Below are 22,274 nucleotides of genomic sequence, written 5' to 3'. Positions count from 1 at the left end.
GCGGGTGCCCACCCTTGGCTGCCGCGCCGGCGCGCCGGCATCGGTGCGGAAGCTTTCGTAGAAGCGCCAGCTGAGGATCTGCTCACGCAGCAGGTGCACCTCCGGCTGCTCCTGCGGATCGGCGCCGCTCTGGAACAGGCTCCGGTCGGGATCGGCCTGCCCGCTCGAGCGGCTGAGCACGGCGCGGGGATGGAAGCTACCGCCGGCCCAGATCCATTCCCCCTTCAGGGCCGGATCGAGCGCGAAGGCCGTCTGCGGCTCCTGGGGGTAGCCCAGCGCGATCGCATAGGAGAAGGGATCGGCCGAAAAGCCCAGGCGCAGGAGCACCGGTGCCTGGCGCCCCCCCCTGCACCGGCTGCTCCCCCTGCCGCATCTGGCGGCTCAGCCGTTCAGGGCCGGCCCACAGCACCGCCGGCAGGCCTCCCTCCCGGGCCAGGGCCCCCACCATCTCGCCGCGGGCCGCGGACCCGATCAGGCTCAGGGCCCGGTAGAGATTCGACTTTCCGCTGCCGTTGGCCCCCGTCACCAGCGTCAGCCGATCGAGGGGGAGCACCACGTTCTGCAGCGAGCGGTAGCCGCTCACCGCGAGATGGCGGATCGTCATCGCGGCGGCAGCGGCGGTCAGGACGGGGGCATTCCCCGTCGCCCAGGTAGACCAGCGCATCCCCGTGCACCCACAGCACCCGGCCGTTCTGGCCCGGGTAGCCCACGCGGCACCAGGTGCCCTGGCTGTTCGAGGTGCAGGAGAGCTTGTCCAGGGTTACGCCCGACTCGCCCATGCCCGCGATCGCCGCGCCGAAACTGGGCTGGGCGTAGAGGGTCACCGTGTTCTGGCCGTGCCCGTTGAGTTTCACCATGCTGTGGGCGGTGTGATCCACGGCCGCCGCCGGCTGGCTGCGTACGCTCGACACCGAGATCCGGTTGCCATCGCCGCCCTTCTCCACCAGCTCGAAACTGTGATGGCCACTCATCAGCCAGAGGCGTCCCTGCTCATCGCGCATCGGCCGCCTGTCGGTCGTGGGAGGCCCGGCCGGCACGAAGCGGTAGATGGCGCCGGCAAGCGCTGTGCGTCCAGTGGGTTGCGCTGAAGCCCGCTCACCGGGCTGATCTCGATCTGGCGCTGGCCCGGCGGGAAGCCGCCACCTTGATCAGCGTGGATCGTCTATCGCCTGCAGCAGCTGGCCAAGCGGGTGCTGCCCTGAGCACCCATCACGACGAACAGCTGTAGTGCGACACGCCCCCGGCGTTGAAGAATTCCTGGGGCTTGAGGCGGTCGTACGTCGCCTCCAGCTCCGGAGGCAGCTCGTCGTAGGGATGGCGGAACACCTCCTGAAGTTCCCTGACCAGGCAGAAATCACCTTCCGCAGCCTTCTCATAGGCCGGAGCAATCAGCCACTCGCGCCAGGTCACGGCCGGGTTCACCCGTTTCATCGCGGCGGATGTCGCGTTGATGTCGCCACCTGCCGTGAGGCGATCCCGCCAGCGTTGCAGCCACTGCGTCCACTGCCCATCGAGCTGCTCGGAGCAGGGCAGGTAGAAGCTCTCCTGCAGAGCAGAGACGTGCTCGGGGATGTCAGACAGCCTGCGGAAGAAGATCGTGTAATCCAGCTTGGAGCTCACCATCAGCTGCAGCAGTTCGTTCACCAGCTCGGCGTCGGTGTTGATCAGGCCGAGCTTGCTGGCCCACATCGCCTCGAGCGCCTGAGCCATCGCTTCAGCGAAGCCGGCGCGGATCGCATCCAGCCTTGCCAGCGCCTGCGTGTTGCCCTCGAGCAGCGGCAGCAGCGATTTGCAGAACATCCCGTAGTTCACTTCCGCCGCCGCCGGTTGGTTGAAGAAGCAGAAATGCTCGCCGCCGCCGGTCCAGGGCTGAAAGCGCGGATCAAAGCGTTCGCAGAAGCCGAACGGGCCGTAGTCGAGCGTGTAGCCACCGGCGGCGCAGTTGTCGCTGTTGAAATTGCCCTGGCAGTAGCCCACCCGCATCCAGTGGGCCACCAGGGAAGTAAGCCGCCCGCGGAACAATCGCGCCAGCTCCACCACCTGATCGCTGAACTCCAGAGCCGGATCAATCTCCGGCCGGTAGTTCCGCTCGATCAGGTGCGCCACGATCATCCGCAGCTCGTTCCGTGCATCCGGGTGCGCACCGCTGCGGGCGCGACGGGCGAACAGTTCCAGCTGGCCGACCCGCAGAAACGAGGGGGCCACGCGGGTGGTGATCGCCGCTGGGTTGTCCACCAGGATGTCGGGATCGAACGACCGGGAGTTCGGGGAATACCAGGGCCGGCGCACCGTTTCGGCCCGCGACATGTACAGCGTCAGCGAGCGGGAGGTGGGAACCCCCAGGGCGTGCATGAACTCCTGCGCCAGAAACTCGCGCACGCTGGAGCGGAGCACGGCGCGTCCATCAGCGCCGCGGCAGTAAGGCGTGGGGCCACCGCCTTTGAGTTGCATCTCCCAGCGTTTGCCCTTGAACACACCTTCGAACACGGAAATGGCCCGGCCATCGCCGTAGCCGTTGCCGGTGCCGAACGGACACTGCTGGATGTATTCGCTGCCGTAGATCGAGAGGGCATAACCGGTGGCCCAGCCAAACGGTCGCATCGGCTCCCGCGCCACGCTGATGTCGCCGGAAAACAGACGACGGAACTGGTCGTCGTGGGCCAGCTCATCGCTCAGGCCCAGGTCGTGGAACAGGGTTCTGCTGTGCGCCACCACCTCCGGCGCGGGAATCGCCGTGGGTGTGACCGGCACGTAATGACCGGAGAACACCTGGCGGGGCTGGTGATCGTGGCCGTCGCCGCTGGCCTGAGGATCCGGCTGCAGTGCATCCAGCAGCGAATAGTCGGCCCGTTGGGCAAACTCCGCGAAGGTGGTGGTCGTCACTCCTTTCGTCACTGTTGTCGGCACTGGTCTCTCGGGGTTTTGAGCCGCCTGGGCATGGCCCTGACGCTGAGGTCATCATCCTGGCGAGCCTGCCGCCATCAGCGGCGGCCCTGCAGGTGTCACGCCGTCTGAGGGTGCGTTCGCGCTTGAACCCGCCTCAGCAGCCTGGCGGCTGCGCGTCCAGGAAGGCGATCACCTCATCGCACCAGCGGATCCACTCCTGTTCGTAAAGGATGCCGCGGCGCAGGGTGAGATAGCGGAACTGCTCCTGCAGGGGCAACGCGGCGTGGGCCAGGACCTCCGCTTCGTGTTCCTGGTAGGAGGCCAGCTGCTGGCCATGGATGGCGCGACGGCGCTGCACTTCCTCCAGCAGTTGCGCGCGCGATCCGTACGGACCACCCAGCACCCGCACCAGCAGGTCCTCCCGGATCGGGGTGGGCCATGTGGGCTCCGCCGACCAGCGGCTCAGTTCCTGTCGGCCCGTCTCGGTGATGGCGTAGACCTTGCGGTCGGGCTTTCCCAGCTGCGGCACCACCTGGCAGCAGACCCACCCCTGCTGCTCCATCTTTCCCAGCTCCCGGTAGATCTGCTGTTGGGTGGCCTTCCAGTAGCAGACGACGGTTTCCTCGAACTGCTTGCTGATGTCGTAGCCGCTGGCGGGCTTCTCACTCAGCACCGTGAGGATCGTGTGAGCCAGGGCCATGGGGAACGATCGGCAGCGGTGCTGGGCCTTCCGATCTTCCTCCCGCACCCCCGTCGCGACCACTGGGACGACCACCGAGGCGACGACGGCAGCGCGCAGGCGCGGTTGACCTAGTCAACTTGTTGTGCATACACTTTCGCGAATACCCAACGCGTTGCCTAGCAACGTTGGTCTCACCGCCGTGCCGCCATGGATTCCGCCTCCGGTGCCCTGCCTGCTCCAGGCGCCCACGCGCCGCCGCAGCTGCGGCACCCGGCCCTGCGGCAACTGCTGCAGCATCTACCCTCCCGCCAGCTGCGCTGGCTGCTGCCACTCACCGCCGCCATGGGCCTCGCCCTGGCCGTCGCCCAGCGTCCCCGTCCGCCTGTGGCCAGGGCCCTGCCCGTGTCCGTGGTCACGGCACAGCCTGTGAGTCAGTACCGCACCAGCCGGGAGTACAGCGGCGAGGTGGTGGCCGGCCGCCGCAGCAGCCTCGGCTTCGAGCTCGCCGGCACCGTGGCCCAGGTGCTGGTGGAAGAGGGGGATCCGGTGCTGGCCGGCCAGCCGCTGGCCCGCCTCGACAACCGCCGGCTGCTGGCTCAGCGCCAGCAGCTGCTGGCGCAGCAGCGCACCGCCCGGGCCGCCGTGCAGGAAGTGCGCCAGCAGCTCACCCTGGCGGAGCTGCAGCGGGAACGCCGCCGCAAGCTCCATGCCCAGGGGGCGATCTCCCTCGAAGACCTCGACCAGCAGATCTATGGCGCCGCGGCACTGGTCAGCCGCCTCGATCAGGCCGACAGCCAGGTCGATGACCTCAGCGCCCGCCTGCGCCAGATCGATGTCGACCTGGCCCGCAGCGTGCTCGTGGCCCCCTTCGCCGCCACGGTCAGCGAGCGCCTGATTGATGAGGGTGTGGTGGTGAGTGGCGGCCAGGCACTGCTCACCCTGGTGGAAGCCGCCCCCCGTGAACTGCGCGTAGGGGTGCCTCCGGACGTCGCCCAGGTCCTGCGGGTGGGCGAAAGCCACCCTGTGAGCGTGGGCGACCGCCGCCTCACGGCCACGATCAGCGCCGTGCTGCCGCAACTCGATGCCGGCAGCCGCACGGCCACGGTGGTCCTGCGGTTGCCGGCAGCGGATCTGCCGGTGGGAGCGACGGCCCGCCTCTCCTTGCAGCGCAGCGAACGGGGGGCGGGCTTCTGGCTGCCCACCGACGCCCTGGTGGCAGCGGAACGGGGCCTCTGGTCGGTCTTCGTGCTCGTGCCCGCTTCGACGACCCAAGGCAAGGCGGCTGCAGCGCAAGGCCCACAACCGGCACGGCAGGTGGCCCGGCGCCTGGTGGAGATGGTGCACACCGAAGGCGATCGCTCGCTGGTGCGCGGCACCCTTCGCCCCGGTGAACAGGTGATCGCCACCGGCACCCATCGCGTCGTGCCGGGCCAATGGGTGCAGGCAGCGATCTGATGCTCGATCTCTTTCATCGCAACCGGCAGCTGCTGCTGCTCACCCTGCTGCTGGTGGTGGTCTGGGGGTTGTCGTCGCTGCTCACCCTGCCGCGGCTGGAGGATCCGCTGATCACCCAGCGCAATGCCCTGGTGATCACCGCCCTGCCGGGGGCCACGCCGGAGCGGGTCGAATCGCTGCTCACCGAACCACTCGAAGATGCCCTGCTGGAACTGCAGGAGGTGGACCATCTCGACTCCACCTCGTCCGCCGGCACCTCAGTGATCGCCGTGGCTCTGAAGGATTCGATCCGAGATGTGGAGCCGGCCTGGAGCAAGGTGCGCAGCAAGCTCGACAATGCCACCCCCCTGCTGCCGCCAGAGGCCTCAGGTCCGGAATTCCGCGACGGCAACATCGGCGCCAGTGCCCTGATCGTCGGGCTCACCTGGGACCTGCCCGGACCCGCCAATCTGGGGCTGCTGGCCCGCCTGGCGGAGGATCTGGAAACCCGCCTGCGCGCCCTTCCCGGCACCGACAAACTGGAACTCAGCGGCGAGCCAGACGAGGAGATCCAGGTGGCGATCGGTGCCCGGGACCTGGCCCGACTCGGGCTCACGGCCCAGGGCCTCTCCGAGCGCATCGCCGCCAGTGATGCCAAGGAGGCGGCCGGGCAGGTGCGGGGCGCTCGCAGCGCGCTGCTGCTCCAGGTGGATGGCGCCCTGGATTCGCTGGAGCGCATCCGCGCCATCCCCGTGCAAACGGGCGCCGATGGCGCCAGCACCCGCCTGGGGCAGGTGGCGGCGGTGAGCAGGGGCGTGCGCAGCCCCGCCAGTCGGCTGGCGCTGGTGCACGGCCATCCCGCCGTGGTGGTGTCGGCCACGGTGGCCTCCGGTGAACGTGTGGACCGCTGGGCGCAGCAGGCGCGCGCGCAGCTGGAGGAGGTTCGCGCAGCCCTGCCCGAAGGCCTCGGGCTGCACACGGTGCTGGATCAGAGCCGCTACGTGCAGGAGCGCCTCGATGGTGTGATCGGCAACCTGATCACCGGCGCGCTGATGGTGGTGGCCGTGTCGGTGCTGATGCTCGGTGGCCGGGCGGCGCTGGTGGTGGGGACGGCCCTGCCCCTCGCCGCCCTGATGGTGTTCGGCTGGATGCGGCTCCTGGCGATTCCTCTGCATCAGATGTCAGCCACCGGCCTGGTGATTGCTCTGGGGCTGCTGATCGACAACGCCATCGTGGTGGTCGATGAGATGCAGCAACGCCTGCGCAGCGGTGTCTCCGCCGGCGCCGCGGTGCGTCAGTCGGTGGGCTACCTGCTGGTGCCGATGCTGGCCGCCACGCTCACCACGGTGCTGGCCTTCGTGCCGATCGCCACCTCACCGGGGGCCACCGGGGAATTCATCGGCACGATCGGCCTCACGGTGATCCTGGCGCTGGCCAGTTCCCTGTTCCTCTCCCTCACGGTGATCCCGGCGCTCACCGCCCGTCTGCAGCACTGGCGGCCTCTGGGGCCACGGGCGCGCTGGTGGGAGCAGGGGCTGTCGCTGCCCCTGCTCGCGACCCGATACCGCCGCACCGTGCAGCACGCCCTGCGGCATCCCTGGCAGGGGGTGGCCCTGTCGCTGGTGCTGCCGGTGCTCGGCTTCGTGGCCTTCGGCAGCCTCGAGCAGCAGTTCTTTCCGCCCACCAACCGCGACCAGTTCCAGATCGAGATGCGCCTGCCGCAGCAGAGCACCCTGGACCGCACCGAAGCGCTGGCGTTGGCCGCTCGCCAGCGCCTGCGCGAGCATCCCGGCGTCGCCGATGTGCACTGGTTCCTGGGCGAGAGCGCGCCGCCGTTCTTCTACAACGTGGTCGCCTCCCAGGAGAACGCGCCCCATTACGCCCAGGGCCTGGTGCAGCTTCACAGCACCTCTCGCCTCCGCGACACCCTTCGCTCCCTTCAGGAGAGCCTGGACCGGACCTTCCCGGAAGCGCAGATGCTGGTCAAGCAGCTGGAGCAGGGTCCGCCCTTCGAGGCACCGATCGAGCTGCGCCTGCAGGGCCCCGACCTGACGCAGCTGCGGCAGATCGGTGATGAGCTGCGGCAGCGCCTGGCGCAACAGGCGGCGGTGACCCACACGAGTGCGAGCCTCAGCGAAGCCCTGCCCCGTCTGGCCCTGGCGGTGGATGAACAGCAGGCCCAGCGCAGCGGCCTCAACAACCGCGCCATCGCCCGGCAACTGCAGGCCGGCCTCGAAGGGGTCGTGGGCGGTTCGATCCTCGAAGGCGTCACCAGCCTGCCGGTGCGGGTGCAGGTGGCCGAAGCCCAGCGGGAGGATCTTCAGCAGATGGCCTCCCTGGATGTGGTGTCTCCCAGCAGTGGCGACAGCCTGCCGCTCTCGGCCCTGGCACGCCTGCGGCTGGAACCGGAGCTGGCCTCCATCGATCGGCGTGACGGGCAGCGCATCAACACCGTGCAGGCCTTTCTTTCCGCCGGGTCGCTGCCCGATGCCGTGCTGGGCGGGTTCCGGCAGCAGCTGGACCAGGAGGGTTGGCAACTGCCGGCCGGGGTGACGCTGTCCTACGGCGGTGAAGCCGATGCCCGCGGTGATGCCATCGCCAACCTGCTCTCCACGGTGGGGGTGCTGACGATCCTGATGACCGCCACCCTGGTGCTGTCGTTCCGCTCCTTCCGCCTGGCGGCTCTGATCGCCTCGGTGGCGTTGCTGTCGGTCGGTCTGGCGGCCCTGGCCCTGAAGCTGAGCGGATCGTTGTTCGGCTTCACCGCCATCCTGGGCACGCTCGGCCTGATCGGCCTGGCGATCAACGACGCGATCGTGGTGCTCAACGCCATCCGCACCGATCCACTCGCCGCCAGCGGCGACCCTGCCGCCACCACCACCGTTGTGCTGCACGCCACCCGCCACGTGATCACCACCACGCTCACCACCGTGACCGGCTTCCTGCCGCTGATGCTGGATCCCACCGGCTTCTGGCCGCCGCTGGCGATCGCGGTGTCGGGCGGTCTGCTGGGGGCCACCGCCCTGGCCCTGTTCTATGTGCCGGCCGCCCACAGCCTGCTGATGCGGGGCACGCTGTGTCCAGTGCCCACAACAGCGTCCGCAGCACCGCAAGCGCGATCATCACGGTTGGTGAAACCGCATCATCCACGTGAACGAAGCCGTGGATCAGCTGATGCTCTGGGAAGGAAACCAGAATGACCTTCGCACCCTCCTTCGCCATCTCCTGGATTCATTCAGCAGCAGCCGATCCCTGCGGAGTTCAATCCGCAGCTGGCGGTGGCGGTGTGACATCGAGGCTGGCCACGGTGACGGGATCCAGGGGGATGATCACTTCTTCGTCAACGACGTCCTGGAGGAGTTCTACCGGCTGCTGGGCCTGATGGGCGGGCGTTCCTCCGGCGCCAGGTAGGCGCCGATCGCGCGAAAGATGTCATCAGCTGAGTTGCGGTACGCACCGCTGGAGTCAAAGGCCTCCTCGTCGAAGGTGACCGCCACCGCAATCGCGATCTTCTGCGAGGGCAGGTAGGCCATCACCCCGGCCTGTCCAGAGAACAGCGGGTTCTGCAGCAGCCAGGGGCCCGAGAGGACGATCCCGATCCCATAGGTGTAGAAGTCGTTGAGGGTGGCGCAGGTCGCACAGCCCTCGATCGGCTTGCCGAAGCCCCGAAGCTTCGGAGCGATCTGCTGCCTGTGGGTCTCCGGCGACAACAGCCGACCCGTCCCGATCGCCTCGGCGGACGTCGCCATGTCGTGGATGGTGGTGTACTGGACCGCTCCGCGGCTGAGAGTCCACGACGGGTTCCAGTAGGTCGACTCCTCGTAGAAGCGCGTTCCTGGGGCGATGCCGAGGGCCTGGCGCCGTTCCGACGAGAAGGCGTGAAGCACCGGCGGCGCGATCACGGGCGTGCCGCCGGGATCCCGGGTGTTACGGATGTTCAGGGGTCCGAAGATCCGCTCCTGCATCAGCACGGGCATGGTCTTGCCCGTGATTCTCTCCAGCGCCAGACCGAGGAGAACGTAATTCGTGTGCGCGTAATTCCAGCTCGTTCCGGGCTCGTACCAGAGCGTCTGAAGGTTCGCGTAGGAGAGCAGATCCTGTACCGAAAACTGACGGAACGGGTTTTCGAGCAGAGCCTGGACGAACGCGTCGTTGCCGATCACGTAGTCGCGGTAGCCGGAGGTCATCTGGGCGAGCTGGCCGAGCGTGACCCGATCCGCATTCGGGATGTCCGGCAGCCAGGTCGAGAGCTTGTCGTCGAGACGCACCTTGTGCTCGTCGACCAGTTGCAGCAGCAGCGTCGCCACGTAGGAGATGGCGACCGCACCGTTGCGGAAATGCATGCCCTCCGTGGCGGGCACGCCCGTGATCGACTCGCCCATCGCCTCGGTGACAACCTCCTTGCCGTCGATCGTGACGCGCACAATCACCGCCCGCAGGTGATCAACAGCCATACGGTTGCGAACGATCCGCAGGATGGCGGCCGCCTGGGGCGAATCCGCCGCGGCTGCCTCGCTGGCCTGCATGGCCCAGACGGGGTCAGCTCCGCTCAGGCAGAACGCGAGCACACCGCCCAGGACGCGCCTGGCCCGTAGGGCGAACCAGCGACCATCCATACCCGCTCGAGCAGGAAGCGGCAACGCTACGTCGCCTTGTCGCTTCATCGAGAAACCACCGGGATCCATCACGATCGGGCTGAGCGAATCATGCTTTGGAACCTGAAGCTTCGATGATGCGACGCGTTGAGACGTGTTCATCGTCACCTTCAAGAAGAACAAGCGGCTATTGGGAGAGCCAGAGCCTCACTTGAGAATCCTCATGTATAGGGCAGTGCTACATCCACCAAGTCGAGCCCGGCAGGCGGGTGCCCCCTACCAGGAAGTTGACGCCAGCTTCATCCGATTACTGCAGCGTTCGATCCGGAGTCGGAGTCGGAGTCGGAGTCGGAGCAGGAGCCGGAGCCGGCGGTGGCGGTGGCGGTGGCGATTAAAACGATCCCTTCCGTCTGAACACCCAGGGCCTGGTGATCCCTCCAGGCACCTGCCACACACCATGACGATGCCGGGAGGCCCGGTACTCAGCGTCGAGATACTCCTTGGTGTCGCACTGGCCCAGGTACTTGCGGTAAGCGAAGGCCTGGCCGTCTTCCACCAGCGCCAGACCCAGGTTGATCGCGCCGATCACTTCGGCCACGGTGCGGCCGTAGCGGTCAGTTGCTTTCACCGCCAGCGCCACCGGCGTGCCGATCGGCAGACGCATCTGCAGGTACCGGCGGGCCTGAGGGCCGTAGGGGCTCTGATCCATCTCCGGTGCATCGATGCAGGCCAGCCGCACCGTGATCACCCGGCCGGCCTGCTTGACACGGATCGTGTCGCCATCGCCGATCGAGAGCACCGTGGCACGACTGATCGGGGGCTGAGCCGTCTGGGCGCCGGCCAACGGCATCAACAGGGTGACCAACCCCAGAAGGCCAGGCAGTGGAAGAAGGGTGCGGGCCATCGCCACAGTCTGGATGTCAGGCATGTACCGCGATTTCCCGAGGCCGTCGCCCGTCCGATCGTGAATCCATCGAAATCGGAAGACTCCAGACCATGGATGACACCCCACCCCAGCAACAGCCAGGAGTGCGCTGACGATCCGGCCCCTGCTCCATCACTTTCAACGGATCACTGGCTTCCCTGGCATGTGTCAACGTCGCCGTCCATGGCACCCGTCCATGGCACCGTTCACGAGCCCGGCCCAGAAGCCACCGCTCCAGCTAGGTGCCCAGGATCCGACGGGAAGCCCCACTGGATCTCTGGCCCCAGGTGCCAGCGTCAGGAGCTCCGCTCACACCATCCTCCATCCAAGCTCGGTGGCGGTGAGCTGCAAGCCAGTCGTGTGTTGTTGCAGAGCCGGGTTCTGCACACCCAGGGAGTGCGCGGCACCCCACAATGCCGTCACAACGAACCGACACCCATGCGTGCGCAGCCATCGGGTCTCTCCCTGCTGAACCGAATCGCGCGGGTGCTGCTGTGCCTGGTGTTCATCCATGCGGTGATCGGCAAGCTGACGGGCTTCACCGGCGTGGCTGGTGCCATTGCCGCCAAGGGATTGCCGCTGGCACCGTTGTTGCTGGGGATCGCCATGGCCTTGATGGCCGTAGGCTCAGTGCTGGTGATCAGCGGCTGGAAAGCACGACTGGGAGCGGTGCTGCTGCTGGTGTTTCTTGTACCCACCACGCTGCTCTTCCACGCTGATGTGAATGACAGCGGCGAGCGGATTCAGCTGCTCAAGAACCTGGCGATCATGGGTGGTCTTCTGCTGGTGGCTGATCAGCACAACAAAGGCTGAACAGCTGCCAAGCCCTGCGACCGGAGCGATGGAGCCAGGGAAGGAATTGCCCCAGAGTTGGAAATCGGAAAACCCCTAGGCTGTGCCCAGGGGTTGTCAGGGATTCATGCCAGGGCGAAGCTCTGGAAGATCAGCGGGAGTTCGTCGGTGCCAGATCGCTGGGGCGGCTGAGCACAAAGGTCACCATCCCGGTGAGAACCACGACCAGAGCAATCAAGCCGGTGATGGCAGCGGTGTAATCGGTACTCATGATGATCAACCCAGACCGATCTGGGACAGGATGCCCTGGCCGGTGAGCAGCTCGGTGCCCAGGCCGATCACGAAACCGAGCATGGCCAGGCGGCCGTTCCAGGTCTCGGCGAAGGCCACAAAGCCGAAGCGGGTCGAAGAATCAGTCATGGGTATTGCGGTTTGTTTCTTGAATTGTAACAGATTTTGAAGCGATCGGGTCAGAGCCTGTCTGATCTGGCCGGCCCCGATCAGAAGCCCTTGCTAGGTCTTGAGGGCATCCGCCAGGCCTGAGCCATGACCGGAATCCGCAACGTCTGGCTTGTGATGGCCGCTGGCCTGGCCTTCTCCCTGCCAGCGCCTGGATCGGGGCTGGCCAGGCCGAATCCAGGCGGCCTTGGGGGTCCTGCTTCAGGAGCTGGACTGGCTCCCGGTGCTGGGTTCGGAGCGGCAGGGGCAGGCCTGGATCGAGAACCCGGAGTGGGTGCTGGTGGTTTCGGTGGGCCGGCCTCGGGTGCGGGTGTCTTGCCGGGGGCCGGTTTCGGTGAGGCTGGCGCTGGGCTGGAGCGGCGTCCGCTCGGCAATCCCGGTGGTGCTGGTGGGCCTGCATCCGGTGCCGGTGTTCTTCCTGGTGCTGGCTTCGGAGCTCCGGGGGCTGGTCTCTACAGACGCTGAAACGCTGTGGCCAGCCCTTTCCCCTCCTGGTGGGCCGGGTTTGCTTCCCCTGCTGCAACCCGAAACGTTGTCTGACGATCGCGGGGTCTATGGCCTCGCAGAGCTGCGGGCCCATGCGGAAGACAGCGCCAATCCGGGTTGAGGCAAGCCGGCTCTTGCGTACCTTCAATCGCTTCATGCTCCTTCCGCGACCCGCTCCTCTGCGCGCGTTGCTGCTCAGGGGTCTGATTCCCTGGGCTCCCCGTCTCCCCCATCTCGCGCTTCGTCGCATTCCGGTGGCAGCCAGCCACATGGCGGCCAGCCGCTGGCTTGGCTGCGAGGGATGAAGCGTCTCATCAGCGGCACCGTCTCGATCCCCGCCCCCGGGAGAACGGTGTCTCCGCTGGTTGCAGTGTCTCACCGAGCGGTTGATGGAGCAGCTCACCGCTTCCGACCGGCTGACAATCGTGAGTTTCGACGATGCCGTGGCCGTGGTGGTGGTGCCGTCGCGCCCGGCCGGTGATTCAGAGCCCTTCTTCGCCGCGATCAACACCCTCAACTGCGGTGGCGGCAGCTCTGGGGCAGAGCCTGGCCCTCCTCCCATTCCTCGCGCCCGTACAACGCACCCTCCAGGAGCTGCGCGTTGCCTCCCTGGATTGTGACCACTGACATCCTCTGTGAGCAGGCCCGCGCAGGCGGACCCATAGGCTCTGAGCACCTCCGCAGCACTCCCTTGCCTGACCGTTCGTTCCACTACGAGCCGCTGGAGCGGTTCGGAGAAGGACTCACCACCAGCCGACCCTGGAATGCAGCAGCGTTGGCAGGCGTGGAGCGGCTGAATGGCCGCGTCGCCATGCTCGGTTTTGCTGCGGCGGTTGCTGGTGAGTGGATCACGGGTCATGGGCCAGCCGGGCAGGTGTTGGCGCTGCTGCGCTGGTACCTGGGCTGAGAGCCCTCCGCAGACCCATCGTCAGCTGCTCTGTCGGACCCGCTTCACGGCCAGGCCCGCCTCTGCTGCGGTGACGGTGGCCAACAGCACCAGACCGATCAGCCCCACCAACTGGTTCTGAGCCTCGGCTGCCGCATCGGCGTTCTGGCCCAACACGGCTCCAGATACGAACCAGGCGGTGGCGAGAGCTGATGTGATCCAGTATGCCTTCCAGCGGCGTTGATAGAGATAGCCGGCCCCGAGGCCGGGGAGAACATTCAGGACAACCGCCACCCAGCCGGCGGAGGCAGCAAGGATTTGCTCACGGGTCGGCGTCATCGATCAGGGGATGGGTCCTGCACTCTGGCGGCGGAGCGTCAGCCCTGCGGCACCGGCAGCCGCAGGCTGCTCAGCTTCGACAGCCCCACCAGCAGTGCCGAGCACCACCGAGCTTGGTGACGATGCCGAATTCCACGTTCAGCGCCTCCTCGCCGGCGATCACCCCCTTCACGGGGCAGGCCACGATCACCCGCTTCAGACCCGGTTCGGCGCAGTCGGGCCTAAGGGTTTCGGCTGTCTTGAACCGACCGCTGCAGTCGAGCATCAGGTCGACACCGGCAGCCTTGCAGGGCACGGCGGTGGGATCGGTGTGCTGGTTCATGCACCGATGCGACCGAAGCCGTTGATGCCGATCGTCATCCGGAAGGCACGGGGTGTGCCGACCATAAATCAACTAGAATTGATTCAATAGGTATCGCTATGCACATGAGCTCTCCCGGCGCTGTTGCCCGCTCTTCTCTACAGGCCGACCAGGCCCGAGCGCTGCTCAAGGCCCTCGCCGATCCCCTGCGCCTGCGGGTGATCGAAACCCTCGGCAGCGGCGAGCGCTGCGTCTGTGATCTCACCACCGACCTCGGCCTGGCCCAGTCGAAGCTCTCCTTCCACCTCAAGGTGCTCAAGCAGGCCGGGCTGCTGGACGACCGTCAGGAGGGCCGCTGGATCTACTACCGCCTGCGCTCTGAAGCGATCGAACAGCTGCGCGGTTGGCTGGCGGAGCTGGGTGCCCAGTGCAGCACGCCCGCTACCCCCTGCCCATGAGCACCATCACACCGGCGATCCAGTGAGCTGAGCACCGGCCGGCCAAGCCATGTCGCCCAGCTGGCCGGTCTCGTGGCTGGTCGGGTGCCCGCTGCCGGGGAGGCCGGTTTCAATACAAATCCGTGCGCCGATCCTTGAGATAGGTGGTGTTTTCTGGATGGCTTGGGCCGTAGTCACCAGGAAGGCAGTCAGCCATCAACAGTGTGGGCTCGGCACGGGCAGCCACCAGAGTGTCGCCGTGGGGCCCGCAAATGATGCTGTTGCCCAGATACGCCGCCTTGACCTGACCATTGACGTGTTCTTCCCCGCAGCGGTTGGCGTAGGCCACGAAGCAGCCGTTCTGGAAGGCATGGGCCGGCACCAGGGTTCTCGAGACATCGGGGTACGGCTGGGTCGTCCGCTGGCCAGTGCTCAGCTCAGCCCAGGTGTCGGCGGCCGTCGGAATCAGAATCAGCTGGGCCCCCTCCAGTGCCAGTCGCCGGGAGAGCTCGGGGAACTCGGCTTCGTAGCAGTTGAGCAAGCCCACGGAGATCCCGTTCACCGGGTGCACCGAAAAGGCAGGGCCCTCTTCAGGATGCAGGTACCCAGGATGCCAGCAGCGTTTTTCATCGGGTCCCCACAGATGGGTTTTTCGGTAGTTGCGTAACAGGCGGCCGCTGTGATCGAACAGGGCAATGGCGTCGTAGAAGCGCTCCTCTCCGGCCACCACAGCCCGTTCCGGATAGGGACAGGCCACCGCCAGCCCGTTCCTGCGGGCGGCTGCCGCCACCCTCTGGAGACTGGTTCCATCCAGCGGCTCCGCCAGCTGCCGTGCCAGATCCGGCGTCACGATGTAACCGCTCAGGTAGAGCTCCGGGAAGGCCAGCAGCTGCACCCCAAGGCTGGCAGCATGGGTACAGACTTGCTCCAGACGCAGGAGGTTCTCCTCCACCGCATCAGCTGTGGCAGCCGAACCCGTGCCTTGCCAGAGACCGAGCCTGATGCCCTCCCCGGCCGCTGGTGGCTGGGTCAGGGTGTAACTGAGCAGGCGATGGTGAGGAACCATGGGCCGATGGGGGGATGCCTTCCGACTTAAATACTGAGACAACCCTGCAGGCAATCTTCAGTGGCCCAGCGCATGCGTTCGTCTCAGCTGGATCTCACGTCCCAGCTTGGCAGCCGCCTCCGTCATCAGAAGCCGGCTGCTGACGTACCCCGCGACCGCCTGAGCGAAGAGGGCTTGCCGGCAGACTTGACCTATCAGCTGGTGCACGACCATCTGATGCTGGATGGCAATGCACGGCTGAATCTGGCCACCTTTGTGGGCACCTGGATGGAGCCCGAGGCGCGGCGCCTGATGGAGGAATGCGCCGACAAGAACATGATCGACAAGGATGAATATCCCCAGACCGCTGAACTCGAGGAGCGTTGTCTGAAGATTCTGGCCGATCTCTGGCATGCGCCCGATCCTGATCAAGCGATTGGTACCTCCACCACAGGCTCCAGTGAAGGCTGCATGCTGGGGGGACTGGCTCTCAAGTGGCGCTGGCGGGAGCGTCGCCGGGGAGCTGGTCTGGACGCCTCGCGCCCCAACCTGGTGATGGGGATCAACACCCAGGTCTGCTGGGAGAAGTTCTGCACCTATTTCGATGTGGAACCGCGGCTGGTGCCCCTGGAGCAGAACCGGTTGCACCTCACTCCCGAGGAAGCCCTGAAGCAATGCGACGAGAACACCATCGGTGTGGTCGGCATCGTGGGCAGCACGTTCGATGGAAGTTATGAACCCATTGACGCCCTGCAGACCGCTCTCGATGCTCTGCACCAGCGCAGCGGTCTTGACATTCCGATCCATGTGGATGCGGCGTCCGGTGGTTTCGTGGCTCCGTTCAATTCGCCGGATTGGGCGTGGGACTTCCGCCTCTCGCGGGTGGTTTCGATCAGCTCCAGTGGCCACAAGTATGGGGGGGTGTTGCCCGGGGTGGGCTGGGTGCTGTGGCGCAGTGGTGACCATCTGCCGGAAGAGCTGCGCTTCAATGTGAATTACCTCGGCGGCGAGATGCCCACGATCGGGCTCAACTTCTCGCGCTCAGGCGCCCAGGTGGTGGGTCAATACTTCAACTTCCTGCATCTGGGGCGACAGGGGTACAGCCAGCGGATGGCCTCTCTCGAAGCGATTGCCTGTCACCTGGCCGATGGCCTGGCAGCGATGGAACCCCTGAGGCTGGTGAGCCATCCCCGCGGCCAGCTGCCCGTGTTCGCGGTGGAGTGTGATCCGAGCATCAAGAACTGGACGGTCTTTCACCTTTCAAAAATGATGCGCTCTCGTGGATGGCAGGTACCTGCTTATACACTTCCGGCCAACCTGCAAGACCGTGCCGTGCTGCGTTTCGTGATTCGAGCCGGCTTCAATCAAGACATGGCCGACCAGTTACTGGCAGACGTGCAACGGAACCTTGCCTGGCTGGCCACGGCTCAAACACCGCTGCCATCTTCCAGCGACGAACTTGGTTTCCGGCATTGATCAGGAGTGAGTCGCGATGAAGTTCAAGGATTATTACGAGATTCTCGGCGTCGAGCGTGGGGCCAGCGAGGACGAGATCAAACAGGCCTATCGCCGACTGGCCCGCAAATTTCACCCGGACATTTCCAAGGAAAAGGGAGCCGAAGAGCGGTTCAAGGAGATCAGTGAGGCCAACCAGACCCTCTCCGACCCGGAAAAGCGCCGGGCCTACGACGAACTGGGTCGCCATCGCCCCGGTGAAGACTTCCGACCATCACCAGACTGGGATACCCGCTTCTGGCAGGGCCAGGCCGGCGAGGAGGTGGATCTGGCCGATCTGTTCGAGCAGATGGGCTTCCGTTCGGCGCAGCGGCGACACCAGGGGGGGCCTGGCTTTCCGATCCGCGGTCAGGATGTGGAGGCTGTGGCCAACCTCAGCCTTGAAGAGGTGTGCCATGGCACCCAGGTGACCCTGGAGCGGAAGGAGCCTCGCCTGCGCCCCGACGGGACCATGGAGCGTGCCTCGACCACGGTGCGCATTCGGGTGCCGAAGGGAGTGATCGATGGAGAGCGGTTGCGGATTCCCGGGCGGGGCCTGGCAGGCAGTGGCGGCGGGCCGGCGGGAGACGTCTATCTCGACATCCACCTCCAGCCCCATCCACTTTTTCGCGCCGTGGGGCATGACCTCTACCTCGAGCTGCCGGTGACCCCATGGGAAGCGGCCCTGGGTGGAGAGATCGAGGTCCCAACCCTTGATGGCCAGGTGCGTGTCACGGTGAAGGAGGGCGCTCAGGCCGGCCAGAAGCTTCGCCTGACCGGCAAGGGGCTGCCAAAGCGCAAGGAGGGGGCGGGCGATCTCTATTGCGTGCTGCAGATCGTGATGCCGAAGCAGATCGACGACCGCGAACGGGAGCTCTATCGTGAGCTGGCTGCTGCCACCTCCTTCAACCCGCGCACCTCATTCCCTGGAGCTACGACCCATGGCTGATGACCTGTTGATTCCGGTGGAGAGCGAAAGCCGAGTCGAGCTGGAGGAGTTACTGGCGGCCTCAGGCCTGGAGCATGGGGAAGTGGTGGAGTTGGTGCAGTTCGGTGTGTTCGAAACCAGAGTGAGTGCGTCGGGCTGGAGCTTTCATTCCTGCACGATTCACCAGGCGCGTCGTGCCGCAGACCTGCGCAATACGTTTGGCCTCAACCCCCCCGGCATGGCCCTTGCCCTCACCTACCTGGAAAAGATCGAGGCCTTGGAACACCGCCTTCGGGAGCTGGAGTGTCTGCTTCCTCGCTGAGTCTGCTGAATGCGGCCTTCACGCGACTGAAAGGCTTGGCATTGGTTGCGAGAGCTGATCTAAATTAGGAAATCCTTCATGATGGCCATGAATTCGTCAGACCTCTCCCCGGTTCAATCCAGCTCGCGGCAGTTTGTTGGTAGCCACCTCAGCGTGCGGAATGTCAGTGATCTTTCGCTTTATGAGGATCACTCTGTCATCATTCAGAAGCTCTGCAAAGAGCTTGGTTTTGAGAAACCTGCCACGGCAATGGCCTGGGTGTTTGACCAGCTGGAGCAGTCGAAGGATCTGCAGAAAGCCATCTTTGACCTGCTGAATGATTAACAATCTACCAGGCAAGCAGACGGCAAATTCAAGACTTTCGTTGGCAGGCCAGCGGTCTCAGAATCGTGATGTGACCGTACAGGAACCGCAAACAACTCATTTCAGATCCTGGCGACCAAGCAGAACCTGCCGGCCCATCAGCGCATTTCAATGGCGTTGAGCCGATCACGGAAGGACTGCCCGGCATCTGAGGAGGTCAGGCTTGCGCCACCACTGTCCATACGGGCCTGGGGGCGACGGATTCGGCCCTGGCTCTGACCGCCCCGACGGACGGCCACCGTGCGGATCACGGCTTTGCCCCGTCCGGCTCCAGCGGCGGGATCGGTCTCCACCTGCCGCTCCAGGGGATGGGCCTGCAGTTCGCTGCGCAGCTGGTTCAGCAGCCGGAAATGACCGGTGGTGCTGAATTTACGGAGGATCAGGGGATCCCAGCCCATGGGGTCATCGCGTCTTGTAGCACCAGCCTATGGCGGCGCCGCTAGGCCCTGCTTCGCCGAGGCACGCGAGATCCGTGATAAATTGTTGAAGTCCAACTGGAAGCCGATACGACTTCGCATTGGGACAGGCTCGAGGTCGGGATTTTGGGACCGCGCTTCGAGTCTGTTCGCTTCTGCCAGCTGGACTTTCAATCCTTCTGATACCCACTTCGCTTCCGCCATGTCCCGGCTCGTCGGTCTGCCCGCTCCTGATTTCACAGCCACCGCCGTGATCGACCAGGAGTTCCAGGAGGTCACCTTGTCCCAGTACCGCGGCAAGTACGTGGTGCTCTTCTTCTACCCGCTCGACTTCACCTTCGTGTGCCCCACGGAGATCACCGCCTTCTCTGATAGTTACGGCGAATTCTCCAGCCGCAACTGCGAAGTTCTGGGTGTTTCGGTCGACAGTCAGTTCAGCCACCTGGCCTGGATTCAGACCGAGCGCAAGAGCGGCGGCATCGGCGATATCGCCTACCCCCTGGTGGCCGACCTCAAAAAGGACATCGCCCGCGCCTACGAGGTGCTGGATGAAGAGGCCGGCGTGGCCCTGCGGGGTCTGTTCATCATCGATCCCGATGGTGTGATCATGCAAAGCACGATCAACAACCTGCCCGTGGGCCGCAGCGTCGATGAAACCCTGCGCCTGCTGCAGGCCTTCCAGCACATCCGCAACAATCCGGATGAAGTATGCCCCGCTAACTGGACCCCTGGCGATAAGACCATGAATCCGGATCCCGTCAAGAGCAAGGACTTCTTTGCGGCAGTGAACTGATCGCAACTCAGCCGATCAGATTGAAACGTTCAGGTTGGGCTGATCCCAACAGAGCAGGCAGCTTCTGTCCTGGAGGCAGCTGAACTTTTTCCCATTGCTGATTGCATCAGCTACTTGTCGTTTGGTTTCAAGGTTCTGGGCCCGTGAGGGCCCTTTTTCATGCCTGGCGTCCAGACCTGGCGCCGCAGCGCTGCTTCACAGCAGCGCCAGGGTTCCGGCGCCGCCCTCCAGTCGGGCCCGATGGCCCAGTGGGAGGGCCAGATTCGGCCTGCCATGCCCCACGGGCAATCGACCCACCAGGGGGATGCCCAGATCACCGAGGCGCTCCCGCAGCACCTCCTCCATCGAGAGATCGCCAGGCATCACGTCGTCTGGCGTCCACTGGAAGCGGCCCAGTCCGATGCCGGCCACCCCTGCCAGCAGCCCGGCGCTCCTCCATTGGGTGAGCATCCGATCCACCCGGTAGGGGGCCTCACCCACATCCTCAAAGACCACAATCCGCCCCCGCAGATCCGGCAACCAAGCGGTGCCGATCAGATGCGTCGCCACCGTGAGGTTGGTCACCACCAGGGGCCCTTCCGTGATGCCGCTGCGCCAGCCCTGTCCCTGGAGGGGGTCGACCGGCTGGCGCCGTAGCAGGTGCACCAGCCGCTGCCATTGGCCGGCGTCGCCGTGCAGGCCCCCATGGATCGCGCCGCCCAGACCAGCCGCGCACTGGGCCAGCAGCAAGGCGCTGGCATCGGAGAAGCCCATCAGCCAGATCGGCCGAGGCGGCGGTTGCCAGCCACTCTCGAGCAGCCGGGCACTGCCCCAGCCGGCTGTGACGGCCAGTACGCCCTCCGCCCGTTGGTCACCGATCGCCTGCTCCCAGGCCAGGCAGCGTTGGCGGTCTGTACCCGAGAACCAGTGCCAGCGCTGACGGGTCGCTGGCGGCACCAGCAGCTCCCAGCCGGCGCTCGCGATTCGCGCTTCCAGGCTGGTCTGTTCCGATTCGGGATCCTCCCACCAGGTGCCGGGTGCGATCGCCACCAGCCGGCTGCCGGCCGTCAGGGGCGGTGGCATGGGCAGGGCCGGTGCCTGCCCGGCGGGTCCTTGGGAAAGGGCATCTGCTGGGCCAACCCCTGCCGCTCGGACCGCCGCCGCCATCCCCACACCACCAGCTCCCGCCAGCGCAGCCAGAAAGGAACGGCGGTGCAACGTCATCTGCAGACGGGCTGGCTCAGGAGCCCACCGCCTCCAGCAGGCGCCGTCCATCCATGCCGCCGGTGACGGGATCGCAGGCCCGTTCCGGGTGGGGCATCAGACCAAGCACATTGCCACCGGCATTCGTAAGGCCGGCCACGTTGCCCACGGAGCCGTTGGGGTTGTCGGCATAGCGCAACACCACGCAGCCCTGATCCTCCAGCTGCTTCAACCGCTCGGGTTCCACCTGATAACGACCTTCACCGTGGGCAATCGGCAGGGTGATGCTCTCACCGGCTCCATAGCCGCCGAGCCAGCGGCAGTGACCCGGTTGCACCTCCAGGCGGCTGGGTTCACAGAGGAAGTGCAGCTTCTCGTTGCGGGTGAGCGCCCCAGGCAGCAGGCCCAGTTCCGTCAACACCTGAAAGCCATTGCAGATGCCCAGCACCGGTCCGCCCCGCTCCGCGAAGGCGAGCACCTCCTGCAGCACCGGCGCGAACCGGGCGATGGCGCCGCAGCGCAGGTAGTCGCCATAGCTGAAGCCTCCGGGCAGCACCACCGCCTCCAGCCCGGCGAGATCGCGCTCCTCATGCCAGAGGAAACGGGTGGAGCGACCCAGGCAGCCCTCCATGGCCCAGCGCACATCCCGGTCGCAGTTGGAACCGGGGAACACCACGATGCCGATGGTCATGAGGGGGAAGTGGGGTGCGGGTACTGCGAGTGGGTGAAGCCGAGCCTGGTCCGAAGCGCTTTGGAGCCGCCTGGATCAACCGAGCTCCTGCAGGTCGAGGGTCCAGTTCTCGATCACCGGGTTGGCCAGCAGCCGATCGCTGAGCAGTTCAGCCTGGGCCTGCGCCGTGGCGCGGTCCGGCGCCTCCAGCTCCAGTTCGATCGCCTTGCCGATCCGCAACCGCGTCACTCCATCGACCCCCAGGCGGGCAGCGGCGGCCCGGGTGGCTTCGCCGGCCGGATCGAGCACCGAGGGGCGCAGGGACACCTGAACGCGAGCGCTGTAGAGGGGCACCGGGGCTGTCGGAGATTTGTTAAATCTTGGCAGCCCATCGCCCCCTTGACAGCCGCGGTAGTCAGCTTGAAGGGGTACCAGCTGCCCCGCCGTGCTGCCCGTGTCTCCATCGCTGGATCTGTGGCAACCGGTGGTGATGCTGGCGCTGTTGCTTGGACCGATCGCTGCACTGCCGGCCCAGGCGGATCCTGGCGGCTCCGATCCGGAATCAAGCTCCAGCTCTCCGATCGTGAGTCTTGATTGCCGCCTGGCCGATGGGCCCTGGCAACCCTGCGCGATGACGGTGATGAGCATCGGTGAGCGCTGGCAGCTGCAGGTGGGTGAGCGCCGCTACGACTTCCAGCACGACGGATCCGGCAGCGTGCGCATGCGCCAGGACCAGGCCGCTGGAGGCTGGCGCGAGGTGGAGAGCACCTGGAGCGCGGATGCTTCCCTCTGCTGGGATGGACTCTGCGCCCGAGGTGATATCCCCCTCGACTGAATCA

Annotated in this window: 25 protein-coding genes and 2 pseudogenes; 13 read left to right on the top strand and 14 right to left on the bottom strand. The window is 65.9% G+C overall.

What is annotated here, in order from left to right; genetic code table 11:
• The 4 genes and pseudogenes from VB716_RS03065 to VB716_RS03050 all read right to left on the bottom strand — a co-directional run.
• A pseudogene (locus tag VB716_RS03065) lies at positions 1–327 on the bottom strand (AAA family ATPase); the annotation flags it as partial.
• Between the two features lie 166 nt (positions 328–493).
• Positions 494–604: pseudogene (locus VB716_RS17415) on the bottom strand (AAA family ATPase); the annotation flags it as partial.
• A gap of 605 nt (positions 605–1,209) precedes the next feature.
• A complete protein-coding gene (locus VB716_RS03055) occupies positions 1,210–2,883 on the bottom strand; it encodes a protein adenylyltransferase SelO (protein ID WP_323269676.1) in 1,674 nt (557 codons plus the stop codon).
• A 157-nt stretch (positions 2,884–3,040) separates the two neighbouring features.
• Positions 3,041–3,586 carry a PadR family transcriptional regulator gene (locus VB716_RS03050; RefSeq protein ID WP_322756939.1) on the bottom strand — a complete coding sequence of 182 codons (546 nt, stop codon included), beginning with the start codon at positions 3,584–3,586 and terminating at the stop codon, positions 3,041–3,043.
• 189 nt (positions 3,587–3,775) lie between these two features.
• Here VB716_RS03050 and VB716_RS03045 point away from each other — a divergent pair, with 189 nt between their 5' ends.
• Entirely contained in the window at positions 3,776–5,023 is a 1,248-nt protein-coding gene (locus VB716_RS03045; RefSeq protein ID WP_322756940.1) for an efflux RND transporter periplasmic adaptor subunit, read from the top strand.
• A complete protein-coding gene (locus tag VB716_RS03040) occupies positions 5,023–8,202 on the top strand; it encodes an efflux RND transporter permease subunit (protein WP_323269674.1) in 3,180 nt (1,059 codons plus the stop codon). The genes VB716_RS03045 and VB716_RS03040 overlap by 1 nt, the downstream gene beginning before the upstream one ends.
• 162 nt (positions 8,203–8,364) lie before the next feature.
• Here VB716_RS03040 and VB716_RS03035 read toward each other — a convergent pair whose 3' ends face one another.
• Positions 8,365–9,780: a serine hydrolase domain-containing protein gene (locus tag VB716_RS03035; RefSeq protein ID WP_322756942.1), complete on the bottom strand. Its 1,416-nt coding sequence runs from the start codon at positions 9,778–9,780 to the stop codon at positions 8,365–8,367.
• Positions 9,781–9,988: 208 nt separating this feature from the next.
• Complete coding sequence (locus VB716_RS03030) at positions 9,989–10,501, bottom strand: thermonuclease family protein (protein WP_323269672.1); 513 nt, start codon at positions 10,499–10,501, stop codon at positions 9,989–9,991.
• A gap of 459 nt (positions 10,502–10,960) precedes the next feature.
• Here VB716_RS03030 and VB716_RS03025 point away from each other — a divergent pair, with 459 nt between their 5' ends.
• The gene (locus VB716_RS03025) at positions 10,961–11,335 is read left to right on the top strand and encodes a DoxX family protein (RefSeq protein ID WP_322756944.1); all 375 of its coding nucleotides are present in this window, start codon (positions 10,961–10,963) and stop codon (positions 11,333–11,335) included.
• A gap of 255 nt (positions 11,336–11,590) precedes the next feature.
• Here the strand turns inward: VB716_RS03025 and VB716_RS03020 are convergent, their stop codons facing one another.
• Positions 11,591–11,734: a chlorophyll a/b-binding protein gene (locus VB716_RS03020; RefSeq protein ID WP_197170212.1), complete on the bottom strand. Its 144-nt coding sequence runs from the start codon at positions 11,732–11,734 to the stop codon at positions 11,591–11,593.
• A gap of 226 nt (positions 11,735–11,960) precedes the next feature.
• On the opposite strand from VB716_RS03020, the gene VB716_RS03015 reads away from it, so the two are divergent.
• The 3 genes from VB716_RS03015 to VB716_RS03005 all read left to right on the top strand — a co-directional run bounded on the left by VB716_RS03015 (position 11,961) and on the right by VB716_RS03005 (position 13,166).
• The gene (locus VB716_RS03015) at positions 11,961–12,380 is read left to right on the top strand and encodes a hypothetical protein (RefSeq protein WP_323269670.1); all 420 of its coding nucleotides are present in this window, start codon (positions 11,961–11,963) and stop codon (positions 12,378–12,380) included.
• A gap of 268 nt (positions 12,381–12,648) precedes the next feature.
• The gene (locus VB716_RS03010) at positions 12,649–12,879 is read left to right on the top strand and encodes a hypothetical protein (protein WP_322756945.1); all 231 of its coding nucleotides are present in this window, start codon (positions 12,649–12,651) and stop codon (positions 12,877–12,879) included.
• Positions 12,880–12,950: 71 nt separating this feature from the next.
• Positions 12,951–13,166, top strand: a complete 216-nt coding sequence (locus VB716_RS03005; RefSeq protein ID WP_197155515.1) for a chlorophyll a/b-binding protein — start codon at positions 12,951–12,953, stop codon at positions 13,164–13,166.
• Between the two features lie 21 nt (positions 13,167–13,187).
• On the opposite strand, the gene VB716_RS03000 is transcribed toward VB716_RS03005, so the two are convergent.
• Positions 13,188–13,484, bottom strand: coding sequence for a hypothetical protein (locus VB716_RS03000; protein ID WP_197155513.1), 297 nt, complete (start codon positions 13,482–13,484; stop codon positions 13,188–13,190).
• 70 nt (positions 13,485–13,554) lie between these two features.
• A complete protein-coding gene (locus VB716_RS02995) occupies positions 13,555–13,806 on the bottom strand; it encodes a hypothetical protein (RefSeq protein WP_322756946.1) in 252 nt (83 codons plus the stop codon).
• Positions 13,807–13,910: 104 nt separating this feature from the next.
• Here VB716_RS02995 and VB716_RS02990 point away from each other — a divergent pair, with 104 nt between their 5' ends.
• The gene (locus VB716_RS02990) at positions 13,911–14,243 is read left to right on the top strand and encodes an ArsR/SmtB family transcription factor (RefSeq protein WP_197155509.1); all 333 of its coding nucleotides are present in this window, start codon (positions 13,911–13,913) and stop codon (positions 14,241–14,243) included.
• Between the two features lie 109 nt (positions 14,244–14,352).
• Here the strand turns inward: VB716_RS02990 and VB716_RS02985 are convergent, their stop codons facing one another.
• Positions 14,353–15,288: a carbon-nitrogen hydrolase family protein gene (locus VB716_RS02985; protein ID WP_322756947.1), complete on the bottom strand. Its 936-nt coding sequence runs from the start codon at positions 15,286–15,288 to the stop codon at positions 14,353–14,355.
• Between the two features lie 72 nt (positions 15,289–15,360).
• On the opposite strand from VB716_RS02985, the gene VB716_RS02980 reads away from it, so the two are divergent.
• From VB716_RS02980 to VB716_RS02965, 4 genes are all read left to right on the top strand, one after another.
• On the top strand, positions 15,361–16,743 hold the full coding sequence (locus VB716_RS02980; protein ID WP_322756948.1) for a glutamate decarboxylase: 1,383 nt from the start codon (positions 15,361–15,363) through the stop codon (positions 16,741–16,743).
• A 16-nt stretch (positions 16,744–16,759) separates the two neighbouring features.
• Positions 16,760–17,710: a DnaJ C-terminal domain-containing protein gene (locus VB716_RS02975; RefSeq protein ID WP_197155503.1), complete on the top strand. Its 951-nt coding sequence runs from the start codon at positions 16,760–16,762 to the stop codon at positions 17,708–17,710.
• Positions 17,703–18,011 carry a chaperone modulator CbpM gene (locus VB716_RS02970; RefSeq protein WP_197155494.1) on the top strand — a complete coding sequence of 103 codons (309 nt, stop codon included), beginning with the start codon at positions 17,703–17,705 and terminating at the stop codon, positions 18,009–18,011. The genes VB716_RS02975 and VB716_RS02970 overlap by 8 nt, the downstream gene beginning before the upstream one ends.
• Positions 18,012–18,098: 87 nt before the next feature.
• Positions 18,099–18,335 carry a hypothetical protein gene (locus VB716_RS02965; protein WP_197155492.1) on the top strand — a complete coding sequence of 79 codons (237 nt, stop codon included), beginning with the start codon at positions 18,099–18,101 and terminating at the stop codon, positions 18,333–18,335.
• A gap of 137 nt (positions 18,336–18,472) precedes the next feature.
• Here the strand turns inward: VB716_RS02965 and VB716_RS02960 are convergent, their stop codons facing one another.
• On the bottom strand, positions 18,473–18,772 hold the full coding sequence (locus VB716_RS02960; protein WP_197155490.1) for a hypothetical protein: 300 nt from the start codon (positions 18,770–18,772) through the stop codon (positions 18,473–18,475).
• Between the two features lie 220 nt (positions 18,773–18,992).
• Here VB716_RS02960 and VB716_RS02955 point away from each other — a divergent pair, with 220 nt between their 5' ends.
• The gene (locus VB716_RS02955) at positions 18,993–19,583 is read left to right on the top strand and encodes a peroxiredoxin (RefSeq protein WP_197155488.1); all 591 of its coding nucleotides are present in this window, start codon (positions 18,993–18,995) and stop codon (positions 19,581–19,583) included.
• 195 nt (positions 19,584–19,778) lie between these two features.
• On the opposite strand, the gene VB716_RS02950 is transcribed toward VB716_RS02955, so the two are convergent.
• From VB716_RS02950 to purS, 3 genes are all read right to left on the bottom strand, one after another.
• The gene (locus tag VB716_RS02950) at positions 19,779–20,786 is read right to left on the bottom strand and encodes an LD-carboxypeptidase (RefSeq protein WP_323269667.1); all 1,008 of its coding nucleotides are present in this window, start codon (positions 20,784–20,786) and stop codon (positions 19,779–19,781) included.
• Between the two features lie 16 nt (positions 20,787–20,802).
• Positions 20,803–21,456 (bottom strand): phosphoribosylformylglycinamidine synthase subunit PurQ, encoded by a 654-nt coding sequence (purQ, locus tag VB716_RS02945; protein ID WP_197155484.1) that lies wholly within the window; start codon positions 21,454–21,456, stop codon positions 20,803–20,805.
• 75 nt (positions 21,457–21,531) lie between these two features.
• Positions 21,532–21,789 carry a phosphoribosylformylglycinamidine synthase subunit PurS gene (gene purS / locus VB716_RS02940; RefSeq protein WP_197155482.1) on the bottom strand — a complete coding sequence of 86 codons (258 nt, stop codon included), beginning with the start codon at positions 21,787–21,789 and terminating at the stop codon, positions 21,532–21,534.
• A gap of 100 nt (positions 21,790–21,889) precedes the next feature.
• Between purS and VB716_RS02935 the strand changes: the two genes are divergently transcribed.
• Positions 21,890–22,270, top strand: coding sequence for a hypothetical protein (locus VB716_RS02935; protein WP_323247972.1), 381 nt, complete (start codon positions 21,890–21,892; stop codon positions 22,268–22,270).
• Positions 22,271–22,274: the final 4 nt, after the last annotated feature.

Origin of the sequence: Synechococcus sp. CCY9201, from assembly GCF_034931105.1 — a bacterium.
Classification (GTDB): Bacteria; Cyanobacteriota; Cyanobacteriia; order PCC-6307; family Cyanobiaceae; genus CBW1002.
This window is presented reverse-complemented; position numbering and strand designations above follow the sequence as displayed.

Coding starts and splice junctions, on each gene's coding strand:
- VB716_RS03050 (WP_322756939.1), bottom strand. CDS start 3,586: ATGGCCCTGGCTCACACGATCCTCACGGTGCTGAGTGAGAAGCCCGCC.
- VB716_RS03045 (WP_322756940.1), top strand. CDS start 3,776: ATGGATTCCGCCTCCGGTGCCCTGCCTGCTCCAGGCGCCCACGCGCCG.
- VB716_RS03040 (WP_323269674.1), top strand. CDS start 5,023: ATGCTCGATCTCTTTCATCGCAACCGGCAGCTGCTGCTGCTCACCCTG.
- VB716_RS03030 (WP_323269672.1), bottom strand. CDS start 10,501: ATGGCCCGCACCCTTCTTCCACTGCCTGGCCTTCTGGGGTTGGTCACC.
- VB716_RS03025 (WP_322756944.1), top strand. CDS start 10,961: ATGCGTGCGCAGCCATCGGGTCTCTCCCTGCTGAACCGAATCGCGCGG.
- VB716_RS03020 (WP_197170212.1), bottom strand. CDS start 11,734: ATGACTGATTCTTCGACCCGCTTCGGCTTTGTGGCCTTCGCCGAGACC.
- VB716_RS03010 (WP_322756945.1), top strand. CDS start 12,649: ATGGAGCAGCTCACCGCTTCCGACCGGCTGACAATCGTGAGTTTCGAC.
- VB716_RS03000 (WP_197155513.1), bottom strand. CDS start 13,484: ATGACGCCGACCCGTGAGCAAATCCTTGCTGCCTCCGCCGGCTGGGTG.
- VB716_RS02995 (WP_322756946.1), bottom strand. CDS start 13,806: ATGAACCAGCACACCGATCCCACCGCCGTGCCCTGCAAGGCTGCCGGT.
- VB716_RS02990 (WP_197155509.1), top strand. CDS start 13,911: ATGAGCTCTCCCGGCGCTGTTGCCCGCTCTTCTCTACAGGCCGACCAG.
- VB716_RS02985 (WP_322756947.1), bottom strand. CDS start 15,288: ATGGTTCCTCACCATCGCCTGCTCAGTTACACCCTGACCCAGCCACCA.
- VB716_RS02980 (WP_322756948.1), top strand. CDS start 15,361: ATGCGTTCGTCTCAGCTGGATCTCACGTCCCAGCTTGGCAGCCGCCTC.
- VB716_RS02975 (WP_197155503.1), top strand. CDS start 16,760: ATGAAGTTCAAGGATTATTACGAGATTCTCGGCGTCGAGCGTGGGGCC.
- VB716_RS02970 (WP_197155494.1), top strand. CDS start 17,703: ATGGCTGATGACCTGTTGATTCCGGTGGAGAGCGAAAGCCGAGTCGAG.
- VB716_RS02965 (WP_197155492.1), top strand. CDS start 18,099: ATGAATTCGTCAGACCTCTCCCCGGTTCAATCCAGCTCGCGGCAGTTT.
- VB716_RS02960 (WP_197155490.1), bottom strand. CDS start 18,772: ATGGGCTGGGATCCCCTGATCCTCCGTAAATTCAGCACCACCGGTCAT.
- VB716_RS02955 (WP_197155488.1), top strand. CDS start 18,993: ATGTCCCGGCTCGTCGGTCTGCCCGCTCCTGATTTCACAGCCACCGCC.
- VB716_RS02950 (WP_323269667.1), bottom strand. CDS start 20,786: ATGACGTTGCACCGCCGTTCCTTTCTGGCTGCGCTGGCGGGAGCTGGT.
- purQ (WP_197155484.1), bottom strand. CDS start 21,456: ATGACCATCGGCATCGTGGTGTTCCCCGGTTCCAACTGCGACCGGGAT.